Source organism: Alcaligenes sp. DN25 (assembly GCF_023674485.1).
Lineage (GTDB): Bacteria > Pseudomonadota > Gammaproteobacteria > Burkholderiales > Burkholderiaceae_B > Alcaligenes > Alcaligenes phenolicus.
Genome location: NZ_CP098408.1, coordinates 3453404 through 3477903, shown reverse-complemented (window position 1 = coordinate 3477903; position 24500 = coordinate 3453404). Strand labels below are relative to the sequence as shown.

24 protein-coding genes are annotated in these 24500 nt (G+C 55.8%); 11 read left to right on the top strand and 13 right to left on the bottom strand.

Annotated features, from left to right (window positions below; all coding sequences use genetic code 11):
• The first annotated feature begins 75 nt into the window (after positions 1–75).
• The 6 genes from NBV64_RS16130 to NBV64_RS16105 all read left to right on the top strand — a co-directional run bounded on the left by NBV64_RS16130 (position 76) and on the right by NBV64_RS16105 (position 6176).
• The gene (locus NBV64_RS16130; RefSeq protein WP_035270417.1) at positions 76–1092 is read left to right on the top strand and encodes an amino acid ABC transporter substrate-binding protein; all 1017 of its coding nucleotides are present in this window, start codon (positions 76–78) and stop codon (positions 1090–1092) included.
• A gap of 98 nt (positions 1093–1190) precedes the next feature.
• Complete coding sequence (locus NBV64_RS16125; RefSeq protein WP_022983606.1) at positions 1191–2378, top strand: amino acid ABC transporter permease; 1188 nt, start codon at positions 1191–1193, stop codon at positions 2376–2378.
• The gene (locus NBV64_RS16120; protein WP_009460546.1) at positions 2379–3473 is read left to right on the top strand and encodes an amino acid ABC transporter permease; all 1095 of its coding nucleotides are present in this window, start codon (positions 2379–2381) and stop codon (positions 3471–3473) included.
• A 60-nt stretch (positions 3474–3533) separates the two neighbouring features.
• Positions 3534–4271: an amino acid ABC transporter ATP-binding protein gene (locus NBV64_RS16115; RefSeq protein WP_009460548.1), complete on the top strand. Its 738-nt coding sequence runs from the start codon at positions 3534–3536 to the stop codon at positions 4269–4271.
• A 71-nt stretch (positions 4272–4342) separates the two neighbouring features.
• The gene (locus tag NBV64_RS16110) at positions 4343–5332 is read left to right on the top strand and encodes a Bug family tripartite tricarboxylate transporter substrate binding protein (RefSeq protein WP_250756138.1); all 990 of its coding nucleotides are present in this window, start codon (positions 4343–4345) and stop codon (positions 5330–5332) included.
• 181 nt (positions 5333–5513) lie between these two features.
• Positions 5514–6176, top strand: coding sequence for a YiaD family glycine zipper/OmpA-like lipoprotein (locus tag NBV64_RS16105; protein ID WP_026484424.1), 663 nt, complete (start codon positions 5514–5516; stop codon positions 6174–6176).
• Between the two features lie 1161 nt (positions 6177–7337).
• Here NBV64_RS16105 and thiC read toward each other — a convergent pair.
• The 3 genes from thiC to NBV64_RS16090 form a co-directional block, all read right to left on the bottom strand.
• Positions 7338–9254 (bottom strand): phosphomethylpyrimidine synthase ThiC, encoded by a 1917-nt coding sequence (gene thiC / locus NBV64_RS16100; protein ID WP_009460552.1) that lies wholly within the window; start codon positions 9252–9254, stop codon positions 7338–7340.
• A gap of 190 nt (positions 9255–9444) precedes the next feature.
• Positions 9445–9822 carry a helix-turn-helix domain-containing protein gene (locus tag NBV64_RS16095; protein WP_022983604.1) on the bottom strand — a complete coding sequence of 126 codons (378 nt, stop codon included), beginning with the start codon at positions 9820–9822 and terminating at the stop codon, positions 9445–9447.
• 212 nt (positions 9823–10034) lie between these two features.
• Positions 10035–10409, bottom strand: a complete 375-nt coding sequence (locus NBV64_RS16090; protein WP_022983603.1) for a helix-turn-helix domain-containing protein — start codon at positions 10407–10409, stop codon at positions 10035–10037.
• A 112-nt stretch (positions 10410–10521) separates the two neighbouring features.
• Between NBV64_RS16090 and NBV64_RS16085 the strand changes: the two genes are divergently transcribed.
• On the top strand, positions 10522–11283 hold the full coding sequence (locus NBV64_RS16085; protein WP_009460558.1) for a helix-turn-helix domain-containing protein: 762 nt from the start codon (positions 10522–10524) through the stop codon (positions 11281–11283).
• An 86-nt stretch (positions 11284–11369) separates the two neighbouring features.
• Here NBV64_RS16085 and NBV64_RS16080 read toward each other — a convergent pair whose 3' ends face one another.
• From NBV64_RS16080 to rplU, 5 genes are all read right to left on the bottom strand, one after another.
• Positions 11370–12623, bottom strand: coding sequence for a D-amino acid dehydrogenase (locus NBV64_RS16080; RefSeq protein ID WP_250756137.1), 1254 nt, complete (start codon positions 12621–12623; stop codon positions 11370–11372).
• A 129-nt stretch (positions 12624–12752) separates the two neighbouring features.
• Complete coding sequence (gene proB / locus NBV64_RS16075; RefSeq protein ID WP_026484420.1) at positions 12753–13910, bottom strand: glutamate 5-kinase; 1158 nt, start codon at positions 13908–13910, stop codon at positions 12753–12755.
• A gap of 133 nt (positions 13911–14043) precedes the next feature.
• Complete coding sequence (gene obgE, locus NBV64_RS16070) at positions 14044–15132, bottom strand: GTPase ObgE (protein ID WP_009460564.1); 1089 nt, start codon at positions 15130–15132, stop codon at positions 14044–14046.
• A gap of 286 nt (positions 15133–15418) precedes the next feature.
• On the bottom strand, positions 15419–15679 hold the full coding sequence (gene rpmA, locus NBV64_RS16065; protein ID WP_009460566.1) for a 50S ribosomal protein L27: 261 nt from the start codon (positions 15677–15679) through the stop codon (positions 15419–15421).
• Between the two features lie 50 nt (positions 15680–15729).
• A complete protein-coding gene (gene rplU / locus NBV64_RS16060; RefSeq protein WP_003801901.1) occupies positions 15730–16041 on the bottom strand; it encodes a 50S ribosomal protein L21 in 312 nt (103 codons plus the stop codon).
• A 395-nt stretch (positions 16042–16436) separates the two neighbouring features.
• Here rplU and NBV64_RS16055 point away from each other — a divergent pair, with 395 nt between their 5' ends.
• Positions 16437–16640, top strand: coding sequence for a CsbD family protein (locus NBV64_RS16055; RefSeq protein ID WP_009460568.1), 204 nt, complete (start codon positions 16437–16439; stop codon positions 16638–16640).
• A gap of 105 nt (positions 16641–16745) precedes the next feature.
• A complete protein-coding gene (locus NBV64_RS16050) occupies positions 16746–16907 on the top strand; it encodes a DUF1328 domain-containing protein (protein ID WP_009460570.1) in 162 nt (53 codons plus the stop codon).
• Between the two features lie 74 nt (positions 16908–16981).
• Here NBV64_RS16050 and argJ read toward each other — a convergent pair whose 3' ends face one another.
• A complete protein-coding gene (argJ, locus tag NBV64_RS16045; RefSeq protein ID WP_009460572.1) occupies positions 16982–18208 on the bottom strand; it encodes a bifunctional glutamate N-acetyltransferase/amino-acid acetyltransferase ArgJ in 1227 nt (408 codons plus the stop codon).
• A gap of 94 nt (positions 18209–18302) precedes the next feature.
• A complete protein-coding gene (locus tag NBV64_RS16040; protein ID WP_009460574.1) occupies positions 18303–18833 on the bottom strand; it encodes a MarR family winged helix-turn-helix transcriptional regulator in 531 nt (176 codons plus the stop codon).
• A gap of 734 nt (positions 18834–19567) precedes the next feature.
• Between NBV64_RS16040 and NBV64_RS16035 the strand changes: the two genes are divergently transcribed.
• Positions 19568–21217, top strand: coding sequence for an AMP-binding protein (locus NBV64_RS16035; protein ID WP_250756136.1), 1650 nt, complete (start codon positions 19568–19570; stop codon positions 21215–21217).
• A 55-nt stretch (positions 21218–21272) separates the two neighbouring features.
• Here the strand turns inward: NBV64_RS16035 and hemL are convergent, their stop codons facing one another.
• The 3 genes from hemL to thiD are packed head-to-tail and all read right to left on the bottom strand — an operon-like array spanning position 21273 to position 24107.
• The gene (gene hemL / locus NBV64_RS16030) at positions 21273–22556 is read right to left on the bottom strand and encodes a glutamate-1-semialdehyde 2,1-aminomutase (protein WP_250756135.1); all 1284 of its coding nucleotides are present in this window, start codon (positions 22554–22556) and stop codon (positions 21273–21275) included.
• Positions 22557–22600: 44 nt separating this feature from the next.
• On the bottom strand, positions 22601–23287 hold the full coding sequence (gene thiE / locus NBV64_RS16025; RefSeq protein ID WP_207872215.1) for a thiamine phosphate synthase: 687 nt from the start codon (positions 23285–23287) through the stop codon (positions 22601–22603).
• Complete coding sequence (gene thiD / locus NBV64_RS16020; RefSeq protein WP_250756134.1) at positions 23280–24107, bottom strand: bifunctional hydroxymethylpyrimidine kinase/phosphomethylpyrimidine kinase; 828 nt, start codon at positions 24105–24107, stop codon at positions 23280–23282. Before thiD ends, thiE begins: the two co-directional genes overlap by 8 nt.
• Positions 24108–24229: 122 nt before the next feature.
• On the opposite strand from thiD, the gene NBV64_RS16015 reads away from it, so the two are divergent.
• Complete coding sequence (locus NBV64_RS16015; RefSeq protein ID WP_009460582.1) at positions 24230–24394, top strand: rubredoxin; 165 nt, start codon at positions 24230–24232, stop codon at positions 24392–24394.
• Positions 24395–24500: the final 106 nt, after the last annotated feature.

Genomic DNA, 24500 nt, shown 5'->3' with positions numbered 1-24500 from the left:
ACGATTGGACACCACAGCTTAGCTGCAATTGTAATCTGCATCCATTTACCAAAAGTAAACAGGAGGTGATATTCCATGACCTTAGTGAAAACCATTGCATGTAGTGTTGCGTTGATGGCCTTGGCCGCTAATGCACAGGCAGGTGAAACCCTGGACTCGGTGAAGAAGAAAGGCTTTGTTCAGTGCGGTGTCTCAACGGGTATTGCAGGATTCTCGCTGGCAGACAGTAAGGGTGTCTGGTCCGGCATTGACGTGGACATGTGCAGTGCGATCGCCGCTGCTGTTTTTGGGGATGCCAAAAAATACAAGGTTACGCCTTTGACCACTCAGCAGCGCTTTACCGCCCTGCAATCGGGTGAAGTTGATGTGCTGACCCGTAATACCACCGCGACGATCTCTCGCGATACGACCTTGGGTTTGGTCAGCACTGGCATTAACTACTATGACAGCCAGGGCGTGATGGTGAAAAAATCCCTGGGCGTGAAAAGCGCTAAAGAGCTGGATGGGGCCGCTGTGTGCGTACAGCCCGGCACCACGACCGAGCTGAACCTGGCGGACTGGTTCCGTGGTCAGGGGATCAAGTTCAACCCTGTGGTGATCAACAACCCTGAAGAAGCCATGCGCTCCTTTACTTCCGGTCGTTGCGACGGCTTTACCAGCGATAAATCCCAGCTGGCAGCCATGCGTGCCGCCCAGGCTACGCCGGATGAGTTCGACATCCTGCCCGAGGATTTCTCCAAAGAGCCGCTGGGCCCATTCGTGCGTCAGGGCGACGAGGACTGGTTCACCCTGGTGCGCTGGACTCTGAACGCCATGCTGGAAGCCGAAGAATATGGCATTACCAGCGCGAACGTGGATGAAAAGACCAAGAGCGATAACCCGAACATTCAGCGCATTCTGGGCGTGTCCGGCGAGCTGGGCAAAGGTCTGAAGCTGGATAACAAGTGGGCCTACAACATAATTAAACAGGTCGGCAACTACGGCGAAAGCTTCGAGCGCAATCTGGGTAAATCGACCGCCTTGAAGCTGGAGCGCGGTTTGAATGCGCAATGGCGTGACGGTGGTGTGATGTACGGCTGGCCAGTGCGTTAAGATTTCGGTCTTCGCTGTTTGTTCTTGCGTCTGGCTTCGGCCAGACGCGCGCCACCTCGCAGGGCTACGCGTAGTGCTGCATCCATGGGTTTTACGCTATGGCACAAAATACACCTGCCGCGCCAGCCCCCCCTAAACGGCGCCTGTCCTGGAATGATCCGTTCACACGCGGCATTATTTACCAGGTGCTGATTTTGGGTGTGCTTGGCTTTTGTGTGTGGTATCTGGTCTCCAATACCTTGCACAACCTGGCTGTTCGCAATATTTCTACAGGCTTTGATTTCCTGAATCGAGAGGCTGGCTTTGCCATTGGCGAGTCGGCGCTGGCTTATAAGCCCTCGGATACTTATGGGCGGGCCATTCTGGTCGGTCTGGTCAATACGCTGAAAGTGGCGGTGATCGGCATTATTGCTGCCACCGTGTTTGGCACCTTGCTGGGCATTGCACGCTTGTCCAAGAACTGGCTGGTCTCCCGGCTGGCGGGCTTGTACGTGGAAGTGATGCGTAACGTGCCTTTGCTGCTGCAACTGTTCTTCTGGTACGCCCTGATTACCGAGACCTTGCCCGGACCGCGGCAGGCTTTGAATCCGCTGGGCGGCGTATTTTTATCGAATCGTGGTTTGAAGCTGCCCACCCTGCAGGGCGATGGCATGGACTGGATCTTCATGGGTCTGGGCCTGGCGGTGGTGCTGTGGGTCTTGATGGCGCACTGGGCGCGTCGTCGTCTGGAAAAAACGGGCCGTCCTTTCCCCACCATTCGCTTTGGCATATTGCTGCTGGTTCTGATGCCGGTTCTGGCCTTGCTGATCAGCCCCGAACCCTTGGCGCTGGATGTGCCCCGTCTGCAAGGTTTCAACTTTGTAGGGGGCGTAACTTTATCGCCTGAGTTTGCCGCCTTGTTGGCCGGTTTGATTACCTATACCTCGGCCTTTGTGGCGGAAGTGGTGCGTTCCGGTATTCAGGCCGTGGGCAAAGGACAATGGGAAGCGGCGCAGGCACTGGGTCTGTCCCGTGGCCGCATGATGCGTCTGGTGGTTCTGCCCCAGGCTCTGCGTGTGATTGTGCCTCCCATGACCAGCCAGTACCTGAACCTGACTAAAAACAGTTCCTTGGCCGTGGCCATTGGCTATCCCGATATTGTGTCTGTGGTGAATACCACCTTGAACCAGACAGGGCAGGCGATTGAAGGCATTTTGATCATCATGGCGGCTTACCTGACGGTCAGCTTGTCGATCTCGATCTTCATGAACTGGTACAACAACCGAATTGCTTTGGTGGAGCGCTAAATGAGTCATACGCCTACATCCACCGTAAGCGGGCCACCGCCACTGCAGCGGGGCACCCTGGGCTGGCTGCGCCAGAACCTGTTTTCCTCTCCCTTGAACGCCATTTTGACGGTGTTGTCGGCCTGGCTGCTTTTGATGACTGTGCCAGCCATGATCGATTGGCTGTTCATCAAGGCCAATTTCGATGCGCAAACCGCGCAGGATTGTCGGGCCAGTGCGGGTGCATGCTGGGCTTTCATTCGTGAAAAGCACCGTCTGATCCTGTTTGGCATCTATCCCTATGACGAGCAATGGCGCCCCTTGTTGGCCTCCATCCTGCTGACCTTGCTGATCGTGTGCAGCTGCGTGCGTTGGTTCTGGAAACCCTGGCTGCCTGTGATGTGGCTGGTCGGCCTGACCGTCGTGGGTATTTTGATGTGGGGCGGTGTGCTGGGCCTGAGCTATGTGGAAAACAGCCTGTGGGGCGGTTTGCCGCTGACCTTGATTCTGGCTACCTTCGGCATCGCGTTCGCCTTTCCTTTGGGCTTGTTGCTGGCCTTGGGACGTACCTCGCGCTTGCCGGCCGTCAAGGCAGTGTGCGTGGTTTACATCGAACTGATTCGTGGCGTGCCGCTGATCAGCTTGCTGTTCATGTCCTCGGTAATGCTGCCTTTGTTCATGCCCGAGGGCTTTAACATTGACAAGCTGCTGCGTGCTCAGATCGCCATCATTTTGTTTGCGGCGGCGTACATCGCGGAAACCGTGCGGGGCGGCTTGCAAGCTATTCCCAAGGGACAGTATGAAGGCGCGGCTTCGCTGGGCTTGAGCTACTGGCGCACCATGCGTCAGATCATCTTGCCGCAGGCGCTCAAGATCGTGATCCCGCCACTGGTAGGCATTTTCATTTCCCTGTTCAAGGACACCTCCCTGGTCGTGATTATCGGTATTTTCGATTTGACCCAGGCGGCCAAAGTGGCCCTGGCCGATGCGGCCTGGCGCGGCTTTAGCCGGGAAGCCTATCTGTTCATCGCACTGATTTATTTTGTGTTCTGCTACTCCATCTCTCGCTACAGTCGTTCGCTGGAGCGACGTTTGCAAACGGGTTATGAACGCTGACACAGGTAGCAAAGCCTTGGGTAAGACCTATTGCTTTGCTGGCCAGACAAGGAGTTTTGCATGGCAGACGCCATTATTCAGCTAAAGAACGTCAATAAATGGTACGGGCAGTTCCATGTGCTGCGCGATATCAATCTGGATGTGGCCCCCGGCGAGCGCATCGTTATTTGCGGGCCTTCGGGTTCGGGCAAGTCCACCCTTATCCGCTGCATCAACCGCCTGGAAGAGCATCAGAAAGGGCAGATCATTGTGGCTGGTGAGGAGCTTACCAACGATGTGCGCCAGGTCGAGGCCATTCGGCGTGACGTTGGCATGGTGTTTCAGCACTTCAATCTGTTTCCTCACCTGACCGTGATGGAAAACCTGACTTTGGGGCCGATGTGGGTTCGTCGCAAGACCAAGGCCCAGGCTCAGGAGCTGGCCATGAAGTATCTGGAGCGTGTACGTATTCCAGAGCAGGCCAACAAGTATCCCGGACAGCTCTCTGGCGGACAGCAACAGCGCGTGGCCATTGCACGTTCCCTGTGCATGGAGCCTAAAATCATGCTGTTTGACGAGCCTACCTCGGCGCTGGACCCGGAAATGGTCAAGGAAGTGCTGGAAGTGATGGTCGAGCTGGCCCATACCGGCATGACGATGTTGTGCGTGACCCACGAAATGGGTTTTGCGCGTAAAGTGGCTGATCGGGTCATTTTTATGGATCAGGGCGAAATCATCGAGCAAAATACGCCTGATGAGTTCTTTGACTCGCCACGCAGTGAAAGAACGCGTGAGTTCTTAAGCCAGATCATTCATTAAGGATCAGTGGCTGCTCTGCATGGGCTGCCTTGTGCAGCCCATATGCATTTTTATTTCAAGGAAAAAAAGTGATGTTTCGAGTCTGTAAGTGGCTGCTGGCTGTCTCTGGTGTTGCGGCTGTCATGGCTGCCCCGGCTGTAATGGCGGAGGATGCTTATCCTTCCAAACCTATCCAGTTCGTGGTGCCTTATCCACCGGGTGGCCCTTTGGACAGCATGGCTCGCTTGCTGGCTGAACGCGTCAAAGGCGACCTGGGCACGGTTGTGGTGGAGAACAAGTCGGGTGCGGGTGGCAATATCGGTGCCAGCATTGTGGCCAAGGCTGCTCCGGACGGCTATACCCTGATGATGGGTGCGGTGGCGATCAACTCCATCAACCCCTGGCTGTACAAGACGGTGCCTTTTGACCCGGTCAAGAGCTTTGCGCCTATCGCCCTGGTTGCCTCGGTGCCTAACATCCTGATCGTGAACAAAGAGTTTGCCGAACAAAACAAGATTGCTTCGGTGCAGGATCTGATCAGCTACGCCAAAGAGCATCCCGGTCAAATGAACTTTGCTTCGGGCGGTAATGGCAGTGCGGGTCATCTGGCCGGTGAAGTCCTGAACACCCGTGCCCAGATCAATTCCGTGCATGTGCCTTACGCCGGTGCCAACCCCGCCAAGACGGCTTTGCTGGCAGGCCAAGTGCATTTCATGTTCGACAACCTGGCTTCGGCAGCGCCGCTGATCAAGGCAGATACCGTCAAGGCCCTGGCTGTGACGACTCTGGAGCGTTCCAGCTTCCTGCCTGACGTTCCCACCATGGAGCAGGCTGGTGTGAAACCGTTTGATTTGGGCACCTGGTTCGGTGTGTTTGCTACTGGCGGTACACCACAGCCTGTGCTGGACAAGCTGCATGCCGCTTATTCCAAGGCTTTGATGGATCCGGCCGTGCGTGAAGCACTGGCTACCATGGGCTCGGATGTGGAGCCTGGTACCATGGCTGAATTCAGCGAGCTTGTCAGCAATGATCTGAAGAAGTACAAAGAAGTCGTTGCCGACTCGGGTGCCGAGTTGTTCTAAGCTTTCAAGTACTTAGCCCCCAGGCAATCAGTGACTGCAGTTTGTGTGGTCGCTGGCAAGATCAAGAATTGTTAAAGAAGGCAGTGAAGTCTGTTTTGAAGTACCTGCTTGCGGTGCCTCTTGCTAGTATTGGAGGCATTCAAGTGGTCCTGGTACTTAATTTGAGATTACGGAGCCAATAATGACAATTTCCATTCGTTCTGCAAAATTAGCAGCATGTGCTGGTGCTCTTTCCCTTTTGGCCGCTTGCGGCACGATGGACAATATGAGCACAGGTGGTCGTACCGCAGTGGGTGCGGGTGGCGGCGCTGCTGTGGGGGCTGGTCTTGGGGCTTTGATTGGTGATAGCAGCAAGGCCGCCATGATTGGTGCAGGTATCGGTGCACTGGCTGGTGGTATTGCAGCGTACAACTGGTCTGGCATTAAAAAGGATGTTCAGCAGTCTGGCGCAACTGGCCTGGGTGTGGATGTGACCGAAATGCCCGATGGCAGCTTGCGGGTCAATATTCCTAGCAGTGTGTCGTTTGATACCGGCCATTATCAGTTAAAGCCTGCTTTGCTGCCTGTTCTGGATAGTGTGGCTCGCGCCATGAATCAGCATCCAGAGTTGCGTGCCAAGGCTGTCGGTCATACCGATAGCACCGGGTCGGCACAGACCAATCAAACTTTGTCGGTTAACCGCGCAAGCGCTGTCACGAATTACCTGACGCAGCAAGGTGTGGGACAAGGTCGTTTGATGGTTGAAGGTCGTGGCCCGAATGCTCCTATTGGCGATAATGCGACGGCTGAAGGCCGTGCCATGAACCGCCGCGTGGAGTTGTATTTGTACGCTCCGCAGAAGTAAGTCTCTGCTTGCCGCCTTAGGGCGTGCTGACAAAAGGCCCGGTTTTTTAACCGGGCTTTTTTGTGTTCGATCGGGGAGGAGTGACGCGGTTTGAGGGCGGTATTCTTTGCTTGTTGTCTGTTGTCTGTTGTCTGTTGTCTGTTGTCTGTTGTCTGTTGTTAGCCGTGAGCTGGCAATTGACGGTTATCAGTTGTCGTTGAGGGCGTTACCGTTGCTTGGGAGTCAGCGCTGATTATTGAGTAGAACCAGGTAGTGAGCACGCCCTTGGGGGCGGTGGGGACCCGGAGGGGCTTGAGCACTTGCCGGTGCTGCGCACCGGTCCCCTTGTCGAGGACATCATCCGGGCGCACTCTGAACTCGCGGGGTGGTTCGTCCCCCGGACGAACCACAAGCGCCCCGCTCAAACAGCAGAGTGCTTGCACCCCGGATGATGCCCCCGCCTGCGGCAAGTACTCTGAATCGCCCCTCCGGGTCCCCACCGCCCCCAAGGGCTCATACCGTGGCTATTCAAGCAATCATGTATTGAGGGTCTGGGTCTGGGTCTGGGTCTGGGTCTGAGATTTGGGATTTCGGATCTTGGGTCTGAGGTTTGACGTCTGAGGAGAGGGGTCGGAGGTGAAAGGTCTCAGGTGATAGGTGATAGGTGATGGGTGATAGGTCGGTCAGAGGTCAGAGGTCAGAGATTCGACGCAGACCAGAAAGTGCCACACGCCATTCAAGGATGCAGTTTGAACCGTCCAGAAAAAACGATTGTGAGCCAGTTGAGCCTAGCTTCAGGGTGTCCGGGCGGTTCAGAGGGTTTGCCGCGGTCGGGAGATAGCGTAGGGGTGCAAGCATCCTGCTGTTTGAGCCGGACGCTTGTACTTGGTCCGGGGGACCAAGTACCCGGCGAGTTCAGGATGCGCCCGTAGCTATCTCCTGACAAGGGCACCGGTGCGCAGCACCGGCAAACCCTCAGCCCGGACACCCTGAAGCTAGGCTTAACTGGCGTCTTCAGCAACGATCTCTTCTGACTGTTAAACCTCGCTTTCCAATAAATGAAATGACGAAGCCCCCAAAAAGAAAAAGCCCCAGGCAGAAAGAATCCACCCAGGGCTTTAACCCATCAAGGCCTGATCAAACAAAGATCATGTTCACACCCGGCCCGTATTCAACACAGCATCAAGCCTCCTGATACAGCTTGCTGCCTTGCTGAACAAATTGCACTGACATCTCCTTCATCCCCTGATCCACAGCGGACTGCTCATCCAGACCGTTAGCCTTGGCATAGTCCCGTACATCCTGCGAAATCTTCATGCTGCAGAACTTGGGGCCACACATGGAGCAGAAGTGCGCCACTTTCATCGAGTCTTTCGGCAAAGTCTCGTCGTGGAACTCACGCGCTGTATCCGGGTCCAGACCCAGATTGAATTGATCATCCCAGCGGAATTCAAAGCGCGCCTTGGACAAGGCATTATCCCGGAATGCCGCCGAAGGATGTCCCTTGGCCAAGTCCGCGGCATGTGCTGCGATCTTGTACGTGATGATGCCGTCCTTCACGTCCTTCTTGTTCGGCAAGCCCAGATGCTCCTTGGGCGTCACATAGCACAGCATCGCCGTACCTTGCCAGGCAATCATCGCTGCACCCAAACCGGAAGTGATGTGATCGTAGCCCGGCGCAATGTCCGTTGCCAAAGGCCCCAAGGTGTAGAAGGGGGCCTCATGACAGTGCTCCAGCTGCAACTGCATGTTCTCTGGAATCAAATGCAAAGGCACATGACCAGGACCTTCAATCATGACTTGAACATCATGCTTCCACGCTACCTGGGTCAACTCGCCCAGGGTACGCAGTTCCGCGAATTGTGCCTGATCATTAGCGTCATAGCCCGAGCCGGGACGCAAGCCATCGCCTAGCGAGAAAGCCACGTCGTACTGCTTCATGATCTCGCAGATGTCCTCGAAATGCTCGTACAGGAAGCTTTCGCGGTGATGCGCCAGACACCACTTTGCCATGATGGAACCACCGCGCGAAACAATGCCTGTCATGCGGCTGGCCGTCATGGGAATAAAGGGCAAACGCACACCGGCATGAATGGTGAAATAGTCCACGCCTTGCTCGGCCTGCTCAATCAAGGTGTCGCGGAAAATATCCCAGGTCAGATCTTCGGCAATGCCGCCGACCTTTTCCAGGGCCTGGTAAATAGGCACCGTACCGACAGGAACCGGCGAGTTGCGAATAATCCATTCGCGCGTCTCATGGATATTCTTGCCCGTGGACAAATCCATGATGGTGTCCGCACCCCAGCGAATCGCCCAGGTCATTTTTTCGACCTCTTCGCCAATGGTGGAGCCCAGGGCGGAGTTACCGATATTGGCGTTGATCTTCACCAGGAAGTTGCGGCCAATAATCATGGGCTCGGTTTCCGGGTGGTTGATATTGGCGGGCAAAATGGCTCGGCCACGCGCAATCTCATCACGAACAAACTCGGGGGTGACCGTGGTGGGCAAGCTGGCACCGAAACCTTGACCAGGGTGTACCTTGGTCAGGCGACGAGCCATCTCTTCACCTTGCGGACCGCTGGCGCGCAAGCTTTCAATGTATTGCTCACGTCGCAGATTTTCCCGAATCGCCACAAACTCCATTTCGGGAGTGATGATGCCGCGCCTTGCGTAATGCATTTGCGTGACATTAGCGCCCGAAATACTGCGTCGTGGCTGGCGCTTCAACTCGAAGCGTAAAGTATCCAGCTCCGGATCGGCCTGGCGGGCCTGACCGTACTGGCTATTGAGCCCCGCCATCAACTCGGTGTCCTTGCGCTCGCTGATCCAGGCTTGGCGTAGCGGTGGCAGGCCTTTGCGAATATCGATCTGTACCGAGGGGTCCGTGTAAGGACCACTGGTGTCATAAACGCTTAAGGGAGGATTCGGCTCGGCGCCGAAGTGGCTGGGCGTATCAGCCAGGGAGATTTCCCGAAAAGGCACACGCAGATCAGGCCGTGAGCCGGTTTGGTAGATTTTTCGGGAGTTGGGTAAGGGCTGGATCGCAGCCGGGTCTACGCTGGCCGCTGTGGCCGTAAAAGAAGGGGTTTTGCTTGTCATTGCAGCTCCAAAGAAATGGTGGAGCCGATATAGGAAGAAGTGCCGTGCAGGCATTGCACCTGTGGCACACGCTCCCAGCATCGGCATTATCCGTACTGGTACGAGGGTTTATCTCAACCCGCCAAATGGCGAGTACCCCTGCGTGCTGACAAGTATAGGTATCTTGGAGCTGCTTGTGGACGTATAAGGCTTATTTTCTTTTCATACCGTTGAGCAGATGACGGATGGTTTGATCCAGGTGGTCACGCTCTTTGGGTGGCAAAGCCACAATCTCGTCCACGGAAAAGCGGTTGAAGGGCCAGGTCACAATCGGTGGGCCTTCGCCGGAGTCTTGCAAGGTGGTAGCATGGGCTGCACTCAGCTCCATATTGCCCAGCCCGTTTTTCAGCCATTGAGCACTGATATTCAGGGCTTTGGCCAGATCCAGAATTTCGCGCGCGTCACGCCGCGTACCACTCTCGTAATTGGAGATGGCGCTTTGACTGAGGTTGCACAGACGAGCCAGCTCGGCTTGAGAAAAGCCGCGTTGCAGGCGGGCGTGGCGGAGGCGATCAGAGAAGTGTTTCACAGTACAGATTGTTCATGGAACGCCCTGCACGATGGTTTTGAGTAAAGATGTCGTATGTGATAAAAATGTCTGGCTTAACCGGCTGAATGAAACGAAGAGAAGCTTAAGATGGGAGCAGCACCAGATTTGTCGGGTTCAAGCCTGTGCTTAAAGCTTGAATGTCAGGGGTGTTTAACAAGGCAGGCGGTATAGGCGGGTAGAACGTACGGTGCCTAGCGTTTTTTCATGCCGTCCAGTAAATGACGCAAAGTGCGATCGAGCAAATCACGTTCGCCATCTGCCAAAGCAACCACTTCATCGACGGAAAACAGACGGAAAGGCCAGGTAACAATGGGAGGACCATCCAGGGGTTCGGACAATGTGTAGCTGTCCTGCGTGAACTCCATCGTGCCGATACCCTTGCGCAACCACAAAGCGCTGACATTCAAGGCTCTGCTCAACTCCAGAATTTCACGTGCATCCCGACGAGTGCCATTTTCATAATTGGAGATGGCGCTCTGGGTCAATCCGCATAGACGTGCCAAATCTGCCTGAGAAAGACCGCGATGTTGACGTGCGTGGCGAAGGCGTTCGGAGAAATGTTTCACACAACAGATTGTTGATGTAAAGCCAAACACGATGGTTTTAATTAAAAATCACAGTCGTGATTTATACTGTCCGGCATAGTCATCAGATGTCATTATAGTTAAGGTATCAACTATGTCGGTTGCAAATGAAATTGCTGGCGGTCCTGTTGTTCTGTACCTGGCCACGTCTATCCCTGATCGAAACTTACTAGAACAACAAATTCAGGCTCTGGCAGAACGTGGTTATCGTCTTATTTTTTGTCCGGATGCGACGGCTTTGCTGCAGTTGGCCCAAACGCGGGGCCGTTACGCCGGTTCGATATGTATTGCCTGGTTGGGCGGGGCCTTGGCGGAAATCTGCTCGGCGGCCGTGCGCTTACGTATGCTGTGTCCGCAAATTGGAATCCTGATGCAGTCTGATGCGACGGACTCGGCCATGCTGCAAGCCTTGCATAGCGGCGGAGATCAGTTTTGCCCCAGGGATGCGTCTTTGGAGTTGCTGGCAGCCAGTTTGCACAGCTTGCAGCGGCGCATGATGCAGATGCCCATCATTCCTGAACCGTCTCAGCCCCAGGAGTGGGTGCTGGATCAGGAGGGCTGGGCCTTGATATCGCCTGTCGGGATCTCGTTTAGCCTGACCAGCACGGAGCGCGCCTTCATCGTCCGCTTGCTGCGCGAAGAGGATCGCCGGGCCAGTCATTACGAGTTGATGCGGGCTGTGGCTAGTAAAACGGATGTAATCAGCAATCCACCCGGTGCTTCGCATATCAACCGCCTGGGCGTTCTGGTCAGCCGTATGAGACGCAAATTCAACCAGGGAGGCACGGTTCTGCCTATCCGCTCGATTCATAACTGGGGCTATATGTTCGCTGCTAATTGCCAGTTGCTGGCCTAGTCAGGATGTCATCAGGGCAGGGCAGTTGAAAAAGGCCCTGTCGGTTATACCGGCAGAGCCTTTGTTCATGCTGTGGGGGGCAGGGCTTAGTAGTAGCGCTGCACCGACAAGTCGTCTGCACGGATGGCAGGCTCCTTGTTGCTGATCAGATCAGCCAGCAATTGTGCACTGCCGGTAGCCAAGGTCCATCCCAGCGTACCGTGGCCGGTGTTCAGGAACAGATTGGAGTAGCGGCTACGCCCCACAATTGGGGTGCTGTCCGGCGTCTTGGGACGCAGGCCGGTCCAGAAATGCAGATCTGCATCGCTTTGGTAGCTGCCGGGGAACAGATCATTCAGGACCATCAGCAAGGTCTGTTCACGGCGGGGATTCAGGCGCTTGTTAAAGCCGACGACCTCGGCCATGCCGCCCACGCGAATGCGATTATCAAAGCGGGTCAGGGCGGTCTTGTAGCTTTCATCCAGCAAAGTGGACTGAGGCGCACGCGAGGCATCCGCAATTGTGGCGGTAATGGAGTAGCCCTTCAACGGGTAGACCGGGATGGCCTGCAGGTCTTTCATCAAACCCGTAGACCAGGAGCCCAAGGCCACCACGTAGGCATCGGCAGTCAACAGGCCATCGGAGCTTTGGACGCCGCTGATCTGCGTGCCGTTGCTGTGAATGCGCTGAATGTTCTGGTTCCAGCGGAATTCCACGCCTTCCTTCTCGGCCAATTCGCTAAGGCGGCGGGTGAACATCTGGCAGTCGCCGGTTTCATCTTCCGGGAAGCGCAGGCCACCGCTTAGTTTGTGCTCTACGTGGCGCAGAGCCGGCTCAATCGTGTGCAATTCGGAGGCGGACAGCAGCTCGTAAGGCACGCCAGCTTCTTTCAGGACCTCGATGTCGGCAGCAATGCCGTCCAGCTGCTTTTGCGTACGGAAAAGCTGCAAGGTGCCTTGGGCACGGTGCTCGAATTGAATGTCGGTCTGGGCGCGCAGCTCGGCCATGCAGTGGCGGCTGTATTCAGCCAGACGCACCATGCGTTCTTTATTGATGGCGTAGCGGTCTGCTGTGCAGTTGCGCCACATGGCCAGTAGCCACTTGATTTGTGTCAGCGTGCCATCCGGGCGAATCGTCAGGGCCGGATGCTCGTCGAACATCCACTTGATGGCTTTGCGCGGGATACCCGGCGCAGCCCAAGGGCAGGCATAGCCAAAGGACAACTGACCGGCATTGGCAAAACTGGTTTCCAGAGCGGGCCCAGCCATGCGGTCGATGACCGTTACGCTGTGTCCTTGGCGGGCAAGATAATAAGCGCTGGTTACGCCTTCTACGCCAGCACCTAGCACGAGGATCTTCATACGGTTCCTTGGGCGCATCGCCCGAAAGGGAAAGTGTTGCAATCAGGCGCGCAAAAACCGCGCGCACTGTCGCAATTCGATACGTTTTATCCGTCTATTTCAACAGGCGGGCAGGGTAGGGGTCAAGGATTAGTCCTGATCCGGTGCACTGCGTGGGAACACCATATTGTTACGGTGTATCAGCTCTGTATCGTGTTCGCTGCCCAGCAATTCATTGATCAGGTGGCTGGGTTGGCCCATGATGCGGCGGGTGTCGTCCGAGGAGTAGTTGATCAGACCACGGGCGTATTCCACGCCGTGCTTATCCACGCAGGCAACGACATCGCCACGGTCAAATTCGCCTTCTACATGGGTGACACCGACGGGCAGCAGGCTCTTGTGACCGTCTACCAGCGCACGTACAGCGCCTTCGTCCAGCGATACGCGACCACGCACACGCAACTGGTCGACCAGCCAGCGTTGGCGGGCCGAGCGTACGGGCAAGGTGGCGCGCAGCTCGGTGCCGATGCGCTCACCTTGCGCCAGGCGGGACAGGACTTGCTGTTCGCGGCCAGAGGCAATAATGGTGTGGCCACCGCTTTGCGCAGCGCGTTTGGCGGCCAGGATTTTGGTGATCATGCCGCCGGTGCCGATATTGCTGCCCGAGCCGCCTGCCATGGCTTCCAGCGTCGGATCGCCCGCCTGTCCCAGCGAGATGAACTGCGCATCAGGATTGCTGCGCGGGTCGGCACTGTAAAGGCCAGCCTGGTCGGTCAGGATAATCAGGGTTTCGGCTTCGATCAGATTGGTGACCAGTGCGCCCAATGTATCGTTGTCGCCCACGCGGATTTCATCCGTGACCACCGTGTCGTTCTCGTTCACGATGGGGACTACACCCAGGTCCAGCAAGGTGTTGATGGTGCCTCGTGCATTCAGGTAGCGATGGCGGTCGGCCAGATCTTCATGGGTCAGCAGAATCTGAGCGGTGCGCACACCATGGCGGGCAAAAGCCACTTCATAGGCTTGAATCAAGCCCATCTGGCCGACGGCCGCCGCCGCTTGCAACTCATTCATGGCCTTCGGTCGGCGCGGCCAGCCCAGGCGAGCCATGCCTTCGGCAATGGCACCGCTGGAAACCAGCACCAATTGCTTGCCTTGGGCATGCAGTTGAGCAATCTGGGTAGCCCATTGCTCTACGGCATCCAGGTCAATCCCTTTGCCCTCGTTGGTGACCAGGGAGGAACCTACTTTAATAACCAATCGGCGCGATTGCGCAACGGCCGATTCAGAATGAGAAGAGTGCTGCATGACGAGTTCAGAAATCCATCGCTTGGCGTGTAAATAGAGAAAATGCCAGGAGTAGGGCGGTTGGCTTAACCGCGTCTTCCGGGCATTTTGGGGTTCAGTCCTGGAGTCTAGATCCTGGACCTGTGTAGCACGATCAGTCTGGGGCAAACCTCTCGTCGTAAATATGGGTGCCGTCGGCAATATCTTGCTCGATATGCTCTTTGCGGCTTTCTTCATCCAGCCAGGATTGCAGCTGATAGACCAGATCCTGTGTACCGACACCGGTCAGGGCGGAGATACCAAAGACCGGGCCTTCCCAGTTCAGCTCTTTGAGCAGGCGGGCTTTCAGGTCTTCCGGGTCCGAGACCATGTCCAGCTTGTTCAGAACCAGCCAGCGTGGCTTGGCGTACAGCTCTTCGCTGTACAGACGCAGTTCTTCAACAATGGCACGGGCCTCTGCAGCCACTTTGGCTACAACATCCTCGTCCGGGTCCAGGCTGGATACGTCCAGCAGATGCAGCAAGATACGGGTGCGGGTCAGGTGGCGCAGGAACAAGTGTCCCAGGCCGGCACCTTCGGAAGCGCCCTCGATCAGGCCAGGAATATCGGCCACTACAAAGCTGTGGGCTTCGGACGAACGCACCACACCCAGGTTGGGGTGCAAGGTGGTGAAGGGGTAATCCGCAATGCGCGGCTTGGCGTTGGAAATGCGGGTGATCAGCGTGGATTTACCGGCGTTGGGCATACCCAGCAGACCGACATCAGCCAGCACCTTCAGTTCCAGACGCAGCTTGCGATGCTCGCCTTCCTTGCCGTAGGTAAATTGACGCGGGGCACGGTTCACACTGGATTTGAAGTGCAGGTTACCCAAACCACCGGCGCCGCCTTGGGCCAGGGTTATTTTTTCGCCATGACGCTTCATGTCAAACAGCTGCTCGCCGGTTTCTGCGTCAAAAATCATGGTGCCAACGGGCACACGCAGGGTGATGTCCTCGCCACCCGCGCCATATTGGTCGGACCCACGGCCGTTTTCGCCGTTGCGAGCGCGGTGCAGGCGGGCGTAGCGGTAGTCGATCAAGGTGTTGACGTTACGGTCGGCCTCGGCATAAATGCTGCCACCGCGTCCACCGTCGCCGCCATTGGGGCCACCTTTTTCAATAAATTTTTCTCGGCGGAAACTGGCAGCGCCGTTTCCACCTTTGCCTGCGACCACTTCAATGGTCGCTTCGTCTACGAATTTCATGGTGATGAGTGCTGTATAGGTCCAGGGGCCGCAGAACCGTATGGGCTGCTGGTCTGGGAGCAGACCATTTTAAACAAAAACCCCAATTGCTTAGTGTATAGGAGATTGGCTTATCTGCCGGTATGTGCCGTGATAGTGGCCGATTTTTAATCTCTTGCTGTGGCCGTAGGGAGACTGGCTAAGCCGGGTGGGCGGGTTTGGGCGATGGCAGGTTGGCCATGCATAAAAAAAGCCCTGCCTAGGGCGGCAGGGCTTTTTCGCAGCGAGTACGCTTTGATCGGGTGGCTTATTCGCCAGCAACGACCGAAACGGTACGCTTGTTCAGAGCACCAGTGATGGAAAATTTAACTTTGCCATCGACCAGGGAGAACAGTGTGTGGTCTTTACCAATGCCCACGTTCACGCCGGGGTGAAACTGAGTGCCGCGCTGACGAACAATGATGCCGCCAGCCGAAATTACCTGACCGCCGTAGACTTTAACGCCCAGACGTTTGGCCTGTGAGTCACGGCCGTTCCGCGTAGAGCCGCCGCCTTTCTTCTGTGCCATTTCTTTAGCTCCTAGATGAAGAAAATACCAAATTCGCTTTTAGCAACAACTTAGGCGTTGATCGCTTCGATGCGGATTTCGGTGTAGTTTTGACGATGGCCTTGCGTTTTGCGGTAGTGCTTGCGACGGCGCATTTTGAAAATCTTGATTTTGTCGTGACGGCCTTGCGCAAGAACAGTAGCCTTGACCACAGCGCCAGCAACGAAAGGAGCACCGATTTGCAGTGCTTCACCTTCGCCGACGGACAGAACCTGGTCAAGCGAAATTTCTTGCCCAATGTCTGCCGGTATCTGTTCTATTTTGAGTTTTTGGCCAGCAGTAATGCGATATTGCTTACCGCCGGTTTTTATAACCGCGTACATAGGGAATCCCTTAAAGAGTCAAACAGGCATCGCGTAAAAGGCCAATAACAGCCCGCTGTAATGCCATCTAACATAAAAAAATCTTGACACGCAAAATGCCAAGCAAAAAATAATAGGACAAAAAGGCTTTGCTGTCAATGGCTTGGGCCTTCTCCTGTCTGTATTTTGCATCCAATCCTTTCGTTTTTCACTGGGTAGGCAGGGTAGGCCCCTTGTCTTGGGGGCGTAAAGGACGTGTGAGGGGACCTGCCTCGTCCAGAACAGGGCATATCGCTAATTTGTTACATTTCTCCTCAATCTGTGGCCTTTGAGTGGCTCGCCTTCCGCTACGGTAGAGCTGTTGCGTTCACAGAAGCGTAAGTCATTTATTTTTCGGACCTACTAAGGGGAAGCGTATGAATAAGGACACGATCGAAGGCAAATGGAAACAACTGGCTGGTAAAGCCCGCAGCGTCTGGGGCGAAATTACGGATGATGAGTGGGCCAAGGTGAAAGGGGATGCCACGCAATTGGCCGGTCTGGTGCAAGAGCGCTATGGCCGTACCCGCGAAGAGGCGGAGCGCGAGGTTAAAGACTTCTACGACAAGTACGACCGTTAGCGGGTGGGAACCTTTTTTTGTCTGTAGGTATTTCATGAGCTGTCGTTGAGATGGTCCGTCAGACAAGGTGCTGTCCCTGTACGTACTGATGATGAGGAGAATCGTATGCTTTACTACGCCGTAATCTTTTTTATTGTAGCTATCGTGGCTGCTGTGCTGGGTTTTGGTGGCATTGCCGCTGGTGCTGCTTCGATTGCCAAGATCCTGTTTGTCGTGTTCCTGATTCTGGCGGTGCTCTCGCTGGTCAAGGGCATGGGCAAGAAATAGAACAAGCCCGCCAGTGGCGGGCTTGTCTGTATGTCAAAACCGTCTCCACCGATTGGGTAGAGACGGTTTTTTTATCAGGAGCGGTAGTCCGCGTTGATAGTGACGTACTCGTGCGAGAAGTCGCAGGTGTAAACCGTTTCGCTGTGTTGGCCACGGCCCAGAGAAACACGTACCAGAATTTCGGCTTCCTGCATGACGCGCTGGCCATCTTCTTCCTGGTAGTCGGGGTTGCGGCCACCGTCCACGGCTACCAGCACATCACCTAGCCACAGACGCAATTTGCTCACGTCCAGATCGCTAATGCCGGCGTAGCCAATGGCGCACAGAATACGGCCCAGGTTCGGGTCGGAGGCAAAGAAGGCTGTTTTCACCAGAGGTGAGTGAGCGATGGCGTAAGCCACTTTCAGAGCTTCTTCGCTGGAGCCGGCGTCATCAACCTGAATGGTCATGAACTTGGTGGCGCCTTCGGCGTCACGCACGATTTTCTGGGCCAGTTCGCGCGAGGCGTCGACCAGGGCATCCAGCAAGGTGTTGTAGTTCGGGTCTGCAATCGACTCTACCGTGACACCGCTTTGGCCGGTTGCCATGATGATGAAGGAGTCGTTGGTGGAGGTGTCGCCATCAACCGTAATGCGGTTGAAAGAGCGGTCTGCCGCCTGACGACACATATCGCGCAGCAGTTCGGGAGCAATACCGGCGTCCGTAGCCAGGTAACCCAGCATGGTGGCCATATTGGGGCGAATCATGCCCGCGCCCTTGCTGATGCCGGTCAGTGTGATGGTTTTACCCGACAACTGGATCTGGCGAGACACGATTTTGGGTTGCGTATCGGTGGTCATGATGCTGTGAGCAGCATTGAACCAGTTGTTGTCGGCCAGATCGTTCACCGCCGCAGGCAGAGCGCCCAGCAGGCGATCCATGGGCAGAGGCTCCAGAATGACGCCGGTGGAAAAGGGCAGCACTTGCTGAGGCAGGATGTTCAGCAGGCGCGCGGTTTCCGTGCAGGTTTGCTGTGCTTTTTCCAAACCAGCCTGACCTGTGCCAGCGTTGGCATTGCCGGTATTGATGACCAGGGCGCGGATGCCATCGTGCGTAGCCAAGTGCGCTTCGCACACTTGTACTGGAGCAGCACGGAAACGGTTGGTGGTGAATACACCGGCCACGCTGGTACCGGGGGCCAATTCAAACACGGTCAGGTCGCGTCGGTTGGCCTTGCGAATACCGGCTTCGGCAATACCGATTTTGACACCGGCAACAGGGTGAATATCAGATTCAGAGGGGATGAACAGATTGACGGCCATGACGCGATCCGAAAAACAATGTTAAAGGCGGCTCAAAGCAGTAATGATACTTGCTTTGAGCCGCCTGAGCATATCTTTGGTCGCGCCGGAGCGCTTAGCTTTCGCGAGCAGCCATGGCCACGTTGTTGCGAGTGATCAGCTTGAGTTCGCCCAGGGCTTCAAACAGGTTGACGCGTGCTTTTTCCGACAGGTTGGCAAACATCTCCTGTAGCCACTGTTCGTGGGAGGCAGCCATTTTCTTGAATTGGCGCTTGCCCTTGGGTGTCAGGCGGATCAGGGAGCTGCGACGATCGGTGAGCACCTTGATGCGTTCGACCAAACCTTCTTTTTCCAGCTGATCGGTAATGCCCGTGATATTGCCGTTGGTGACCATCAGGTGACGGGACAGCTCGCTCATTTTCATGCCAGCGGGCTGACGCTGCAATTGAGCCATCAGGTCAAAACGAGGCAGTGTGGTCGTGTGCTCGGTACGCAGGCGACTGCGAATTTCGCCTTCAACCAGATTGGTGCAGGCCATCAAGCGCAGCCACAGGCGGGTGTCGAAGTGGTCGTCGCTATGGGCACGGCTTTCCAAGTCGGGAGCGGCATCGGCGACGGCGGAAGCGGGGATATCGTTCATGATCATAGATAGCTTGCCTTAATGGTGCATGTCCAAAATGTTTAGCTTTGAAGGACGCAGACCGCAGCCATGAGCAAGCTGGGTTAGCTTGGTGGGTATCTTAGGGGCTGGTTCGAAGTTTGACATTGCGACAGATCAAAGTAAATTCGTTTTTAAGCTTAAATTAATCAACTTGATAGAAAGCACCGGCAAAGCAGGCAAAGCATTGGGTAAGGAAATGCAAACTCTTGTCTGCTATTTACTTTTAGGGCCACGGCTTTGAATAATCTTCGGACGGCACTCTAACTTTGATCCGACACGATAAGCTGGCTAAATTCAAGTGATTATTTATTTGAAGTATAAGGCATTTGCCTCTGTATCGCCTGTTCGCTTAATCACTTTTCTGCTTTTTTTGATACTTTTTTTTGTTTCAAAAATAATGCCTGCCGTAATTTTTCTTAATTGAAAAAAATGCATGCTGAAGATCGATTTATTTCTTATATCCTGAAATTCATTATTGAATTTTGCGTTGCGCAGGCAAGGGCTTCAGGGGGGGGACGGATTAGTCTAGGATACCCCTTGAAACAGCGGAGGATGATGCGCTACTGCGGATAACCCGTAGTCGGGATTGCTGATACTGGAGCGTTTTTTTTGCTAATATCCTTTAGAACTAAACAATATAGACCTTGCCAATTTGGCTGGCGCCTTTGATGGACCAAGGTCTACGCCTGAGTGGGGCGTAATCTACGCAGGAGATAAGGATGGAACGTTCAGCGCACCTTGATACCTTTGCACGCGACAATCTGCCACCCATGGAGTGGTGGCCAGAGATGTTGCTGGAAGGCAATCCGGATGTGGACTATCCCGCTCGTCTCAATTGTGCCGTGGCGCTGTTGGGAGAGCAGGTAGCAGCGGGGCATGGTGATCGCGTGGCTTTGCAGTGGGCAAAGGGCGATGAGAATCGCAGCCTGACCTACAAGCAGCTGGACGTGCTGACCAACCGTATTGCTCATGTTCTGGTTGAGGACATGAAGCTGGTGCCCGGCAACCGGGTTTTGCTGCGTGGTCCCAATAACCCCATGATGGCCGCCTGCTGGTTGGCCAGCATCAAGGCCGGTCTGGTTACGGTTCCCACCATGCCTTTGTTGCGGGCGGTGGAACTGAAGACGATTCTGGACAAGGCCGAGATTCATGCTGCCTTGTGTGACGAGCGCCTGCGTGAAGAGCTGGAACACTGCATGGACTCCACGCATGATTCCTACACGCCTGCTCTGAAGCAACTGCTGTGCTTTAACGATGAAAGCGCCAAGGGTCTGGAAGCCTTGTTGGCTGACAAGCCCGAAGAGTTCACCGCTTGCGATACGGCGGCTGACGATGTTTGTCTGATCGCTTTCACCAGCGGCACGACCGGCCAGCCCAAAGGTTGCATGCACTTCCATCGTGATGTGCTGGCAATGTGCGATACCTTCTCGCGTCACGTACTGCGTTTGACCCCGGATGATGTGGTCTGCGGTACGCCTCCTTTGGCCTTTACCTTCGGCCTGGGCGGTCTGCTGTGCTTCCCGCTGCGTGTGGGCGCATCCACTGTCCTGCTGGAGCGTCTGACGCCTTCCGATCTGCTGGGCATGATTGATCGCTTCAAAGTGACCATGAGCTTTACCGCACCCACCTTCTATCGTCAGATGGCTGGTTTGGTGGATCGTTACTCCTTGGCCAGCTTGCGTGCCACCGTGTCGGCAGGCGAAGCCTTGCCAGATGCAACGCGTCAGCTTTGGAAGCAGGCCAGCGGCATCGAGATGACGGACGGCATTGGCGGTACGGAAATGATTCACGTGTACGTGTCCAGCCCACCTGAAAAAGTGCGTGCTGGTGCCATTGGCCAAGTGGTGCCCGGTTATGTCGCCACGATTCTGGACGATGATCTGAATCCGGTGCCAGTCGGCACGGTAGGCCGTTTGGCCGTAAAGGGGCCAACAGGCTGCAAGTACCTGAACGACGAGCGTCAGAAGCAGTTTGTTCAGGGCGGTTGGAACTTCCCTGGCGACACCTTCAAGATGGACGAGGACGGCTACCTGTATTACCAGGCTCGTAACGACGACATGATTGTTTCCTCGGGCTATAACATTGCCGGTCCTGAGGTGGAAGGCACCTTGCTCAAGCACGAGGCTGTGGCCGAGTGTGGCGTTGTAGGTGCCGCCGATGAAGAACGGGGCCAGATTGTGCAGGCCTTCATTGTGCTCAAGCCTGGCTTTACCGGAAACGATGAGCTGAAAAAGAAGCTGCAGGATTTTGTGAAAGAGAACGCAGCGCCGTACAAGTATCCACGCGCCATTGAGTTCGTGACTTCCCTGCCTCGTACCGAGACAGGGAAGTTGCAGCGCTTTGTCTTGCGGCAGATGGCGCAAGACTGATTGTTCAGAGCATAAAAAAAGCGGGCATATAGCCCGCTTTTTTTGTCCGGCGCTTTTAGTTTTTGAAGGTGGCAAAAACTTCGCGTGCCGCTTGCACAGTGGCGTCGGTAATGTCCGGGGTGTGCTGCACGGAAACAAAACCTGCTTCAAAGGCCGAGGGTGCGAAGTACACACCCTTGTCCAGCATGGCGTGGAAGAACTGCTTGAAGCGCTCGATGTCGCCAGCCGACACTTGGGCCAGGGAGGTGGGCACGGTTTCGCTGAAGTAGATACCGAACAAGCCGCCCTGGTGGTCTGCCGTAAAAGGTACGTCTGCTTCTTTTGCAGCGGCCTTCAAGCCCTGGATCAGCTTGGCGGTGTTGGCTGTCAGGGTGTCGTAGAAACCGGGTTGAGCCAGTTTCTTCAAGGTTGCCAGACCCGCGGCCACAGCAACAGGGTTACCGGACAGGGTGCCTGCCTGGTAAACACCACCGACGGGAGCGACGCATTGCATGATGTCGCGACGGCCACCGAAAGCACCGACGGGCATGCCGCCACCAATCACCTTGGCCAGGGTGGTCAGGTCAGGACGAATGCCGGTCAGGCCTTGCACGCCTTGAGGGCCAACACGGAAGCCGGTCATGACTTCGTCAAAAATCAGTACGGCACCGTATTCGGTGCACAGTTCGCGCAAGCCTTCCAGGAAGCCGGGGGCTGGGCGCACCAGGTTCATGTTGCCGGCAAAAGGCTCAACGATAATGCAGGCGATTTCGCTGCCTTTCTGTTTGAAAGCATCGCGCACGGCGTCCAGATCGTTGTAGTCCAGCACCAGGGTGTGGCCGACAAATTCGGCTGGCACGCCTGCAGAGGTGGGGTTGCCAAAGGTCAGCAAGCCGGAACCGGCTTTGACCAGCAGACTGTCAGCGTGGCCGTGGTAACAGCCTTCAAACTTGATGATGGTGTTGCGGCCGGTAAAGCCACGGGCCAGACGAATGGCGCTCATGGTGGCTTCGGTGCCGGAGCTGACCAGACGCACTTGCTCGATGGACGGCAGCATCTTGGTCAGGGTTTCAGCCAGCACGACTTCGCCTTCGGTAGGCGCGCCGTAGGACAGGCCGTGTACGGCGGCTTCCTGTACGGCCTTGATAACTTCCGGATCGGAGTGGCCCAGAATGGCCGGTCCCCAGGAACCCACGTAGTCCGTGTATTGCTGGCCGTCTGCATCCCAGATGTAAGGGCCCTGAGCGCGTTCGATAAAGCACGGGGTGCCGCCCACGGAACCGAAGGCACGGACGGGCGAGTTGACGCCGCCGGGGATGACTTTGCAGGCACGTTCAAAAAGTTCGGAGTTACGGGACATGAGGCAAGAATCCAGATGTGAAAAGGTCAAGGCCAGGCAAGGGATCAGCGCACAAAGCGCGATGAGTCCTGGGCGTGAAAGTAGTCGGTAAAGCGTTGCGCCGTGGCGCGTATATCGCTGGTTTCAAACAGGCTGCTGATAACGGCAACGCTATCGACCCCTGCTTCCAGCAGTTCGGGCATTTTCTCGGGTGTGATGCCGCCAATCGCAACAATGGCAGCACGCCGTCCCTCGTGTTCTTGTTCTTGGCAAAGTAGTCGAGCTTGTCGCAAGGTGTTCAGTTCAGCCGGGGGGGCTTCGGGTTTGACGCTGGAAGGGTACATGGCACCAAAGGCAATGTAGTCTGCATCGTCTGCCAGGGCCTGGCGAGCCAGATCCAGACTGTTATAGCAGGAGCGTCCCAGCAGGGCTTGCGGCCCCAGTGCCTGACGGGCCTGGGTCAACTCGCCATCGCTTTTACCCAGGTGCGCGCCTTGCACGTCAAACTCTTGCGCCCAGCTCCAGTGATCGTTCACCAATAGCGGCAGATCCAAAGACAGGCACAGCTTGATCAACTCTTTGAGTTGTTGCTGGCGGATTGGTTCCGGGCCGTTCTTGCGACGGAACTGCAAGACCTGCAAACCCCCTTCGTGAGCGGCACGCACGGCGTTCAACAAGCGGGCGGTGTCGTCCCATTCGGGAGTAATGCCGTATAGACCGGCAGGAAAGCGCAGGGTGGTGGCGTCAGTCATTTTGGGGAGAAACAGGGTTGAGCAGGCGGTGGCCCATACCGGGCTGGAAGGTGTCACTGGCACGTGCCTGCAGGTGCAACAAGGCTGATTCTACCGCGTTATCCAGCTCGTGGCCTTGAGCCAGAAAGCTCAGGCAGGCGGTAGCCAGCAAACTGTCTATGTCCTGCTGACGCAGGCCGCCATCCAGCGGCATGCTGTAGTCCAGACGACCGTGATGTCCCTGAAAGCGCGTATGCCATTGTCCGGCAGCACCGGGGACGCCGGTGACCAGTACGGCATTGGCTCCGTTATTCAACAAGGTTTCCACGGCATCGGGGGTGTCGCCCAGCAGCTCGTCGGCCTGCCAGCGCTCCAGGCTGGGGTGGTCGATCAATAATAAGGAGCTCAGGGGCAGGAGCAGGCGTAAACTGGCATCAAGAGCATCGTCCGCATCCAGTTCGTCCAGGCCGGTGGGCATGGCGCTCAGGTGCAGGACCAAGGGCAGTTCAGGGTAGTCGGAGCAAAGCTCGGCCACCATGCTGGCGATTTCAGGACTGTAGACAGGACCGCACTTGATGGCCTGAATGTTCATGTCCTCCAGCAAGCAGCGCGCCTGGTCGTCGGCAATGTCCTCTGCCAGGGTCTGAATGTTTTCTTGCTGCGCGCTATCGCGCACCAGCAAGGCGGTGGGCACGCTGACGATATGGCAGCCCAGATGAGCGCCAGTGATGGCATCGGCGGGCAGGTGGGCACCGCCGCTGGGATCATAAGGAGCCAGCACGAGCGCCAGAGCAGGACTTGAATTTTTGATTTCAGCAGCCATCTTGTCTTGGTTACCCATGCAGGGCCGGCAAGGCTCTGGATGTCACGGGTTGAGTAATTTAGTAATATGAACCCCATTTTAATGGATTGCCCCGATTTGCACGCGGATCGGACTATGTTTACAAATACAGTAGGAATACTATGCGTACGTGGATGTGCCTGATTTGCGGCTGGATTTATGATGAAGAAGCAGGTTTGCCTGAGGAAGGCATTGCGCCGGGCACACTCTGGGAAGACGTCCCTCCGAACTGGGTCTGTCCCGAATGCGGCGCTCGTAAGGAAGACTTCGAAATGATCCAAGTGTGATCATCTCAAGTTCCAAGGTGGTTTGTTTTGACGGGAGGTGTGTATGAGTGCCACTAGCCAGTCCCCGCTAATCCAAGAAAGCGCAGATCTAACGCACCACCTGTTA

Bases quoted from the DNA above. Each gene is read 5' to 3' on its own strand.
- NBV64_RS16130 (WP_035270417.1), top strand. From the start codon at position 76: ATGACCTTAGTGAAAACCATTGCATGTAGTGTTGCGTTGATGGCCTTG.
- NBV64_RS16125 (WP_022983606.1), top strand. From the start codon at position 1,191: ATGGCACAAAATACACCTGCCGCGCCAGCCCCCCCTAAACGGCGCCTG.
- NBV64_RS16120 (WP_009460546.1), top strand. From the start codon at position 2,379: ATGAGTCATACGCCTACATCCACCGTAAGCGGGCCACCGCCACTGCAG.
- NBV64_RS16115 (WP_009460548.1), top strand. From the start codon at position 3,534: ATGGCAGACGCCATTATTCAGCTAAAGAACGTCAATAAATGGTACGGG.
- NBV64_RS16110 (WP_250756138.1), top strand. From the start codon at position 4,343: ATGTTTCGAGTCTGTAAGTGGCTGCTGGCTGTCTCTGGTGTTGCGGCT.
- NBV64_RS16105 (WP_026484424.1), top strand. From the start codon at position 5,514: ATGACAATTTCCATTCGTTCTGCAAAATTAGCAGCATGTGCTGGTGCT.
- thiC (WP_009460552.1), bottom strand. From the start codon at position 9,254: ATGACAAGCAAAACCCCTTCTTTTACGGCCACAGCGGCCAGCGTAGAC.
- NBV64_RS16085 (WP_009460558.1), top strand. From the start codon at position 10,522: ATGTCGGTTGCAAATGAAATTGCTGGCGGTCCTGTTGTTCTGTACCTG.
- NBV64_RS16080 (WP_250756137.1), bottom strand. From the start codon at position 12,623: ATGAAGATCCTCGTGCTAGGTGCTGGCGTAGAAGGCGTAACCAGCGCT.
- proB (WP_026484420.1), bottom strand. From the start codon at position 13,910: ATGCAGCACTCTTCTCATTCTGAATCGGCCGTTGCGCAATCGCGCCGA.
- obgE (WP_009460564.1), bottom strand. From the start codon at position 15,132: ATGAAATTCGTAGACGAAGCGACCATTGAAGTGGTCGCAGGCAAAGGT.
- rpmA (WP_009460566.1), bottom strand. From the start codon at position 15,679: ATGGCACAGAAGAAAGGCGGCGGCTCTACGCGGAACGGCCGTGACTCA.
- rplU (WP_003801901.1), bottom strand. From the start codon at position 16,041: ATGTACGCGGTTATAAAAACCGGCGGTAAGCAATATCGCATTACTGCT.
- NBV64_RS16055 (WP_009460568.1), top strand. From the start codon at position 16,437: ATGAATAAGGACACGATCGAAGGCAAATGGAAACAACTGGCTGGTAAA.
- NBV64_RS16050 (WP_009460570.1), top strand. From the start codon at position 16,746: ATGCTTTACTACGCCGTAATCTTTTTTATTGTAGCTATCGTGGCTGCT.
- argJ (WP_009460572.1), bottom strand. From the start codon at position 18,208: ATGGCCGTCAATCTGTTCATCCCCTCTGAATCTGATATTCACCCTGTT.
- NBV64_RS16040 (WP_009460574.1), bottom strand. From the start codon at position 18,833: ATGATCATGAACGATATCCCCGCTTCCGCCGTCGCCGATGCCGCTCCC.
- NBV64_RS16035 (WP_250756136.1), top strand. From the start codon at position 19,568: ATGGAACGTTCAGCGCACCTTGATACCTTTGCACGCGACAATCTGCCA.
- hemL (WP_250756135.1), bottom strand. From the start codon at position 22,556: ATGTCCCGTAACTCCGAACTTTTTGAACGTGCCTGCAAAGTCATCCCC.
- thiE (WP_207872215.1), bottom strand. From the start codon at position 23,287: ATGACTGACGCCACCACCCTGCGCTTTCCTGCCGGTCTATACGGCATT.
- thiD (WP_250756134.1), bottom strand. From the start codon at position 24,107: ATGGGTAACCAAGACAAGATGGCTGCTGAAATCAAAAATTCAAGTCCT.
- NBV64_RS16015 (WP_009460582.1), top strand. From the start codon at position 24,230: ATGCGTACGTGGATGTGCCTGATTTGCGGCTGGATTTATGATGAAGAA.